This window comes from Alistipes sp. CAG:29, assembly GCF_000435435.1.
GTDB lineage: Bacteria > Bacteroidota > Bacteroidia > Bacteroidales > Rikenellaceae > Alistipes > Alistipes onderdonkii.
In genome coordinates this window covers 1-538 of the sequence record NZ_FR893416.1, presented here as the reverse complement: position 1 = coordinate 538, position 538 = coordinate 1, and the positions used below count along the sequence as shown (strand labels likewise).

Genomic DNA, 538 nt, shown 5'->3' with positions numbered 1-538 from the left:
GAGTTCGAATCTCTCTGCTCCTGCCAAAAGTAAAAGAAGAAGATATGTTCAATTACGTTAAAGAATCCTACAACGAGCTTGTAAACAAGGTGACGTGGCCTACGTTCCCGCAGCTCCAGAGCTCTACGATCGTCGTGATGGTGGCTTCGGTCATCTTCGCAGTCGTCGTATTGGCGATGGACTTGTCGTTCGAGAACCTGATGGCTCTGATTTACAAGGTACTGGGTGGTTTTGGCCGTTAATTGTTGCTGAAACGATGAGCGAGATAAAAAAACAGTGGTATGTCGTCCGTGCCATCGGCGGTAAGGAGAACAAGGTCAAAGAGTATATCGAGGCCGAGATTCGCCACAACCACCTGGAGGATTACATATCTCAGGTACTGATTCCCACCGAAAAGGTCTATACCATCCGCAACGGAAAGAAAGTCTCCAAGGAGAAGGTTTCTTATCCGGGCTATGTGTTGGTGGAGGCCGCGTTCGTAGGTCAGATTCCGATTATAATTCGTAATACTCCCAATGTGCTGGGTTTCCTCGGCGAT

2 protein-coding genes are annotated in these 538 nt (G+C 48.1%); both read left to right on the top strand.

What is annotated here, in order from left to right; all coding sequences use genetic code 11:
* Positions 1–44: 44 nt before the first annotated feature.
* Complete coding sequence (gene secE, locus QVP03_RS02510) at positions 45–242, top strand: preprotein translocase subunit SecE (RefSeq protein WP_022332076.1); 198 nt, start codon at positions 45–47, stop codon at positions 240–242.
* Between the two features lie 14 nt (positions 243–256).
* On the top strand, positions 257–538 hold a 282-nt coding region (locus QVP03_RS02505; protein WP_288210610.1), incomplete at its 3' end, for a transcription termination/antitermination NusG family protein.

Bases quoted from the DNA above. Each gene is read 5' to 3' on its own strand.
- secE (WP_022332076.1), top strand. From the start codon at position 45: ATGTTCAATTACGTTAAAGAATCCTACAACGAGCTTGTAAACAAGGTG.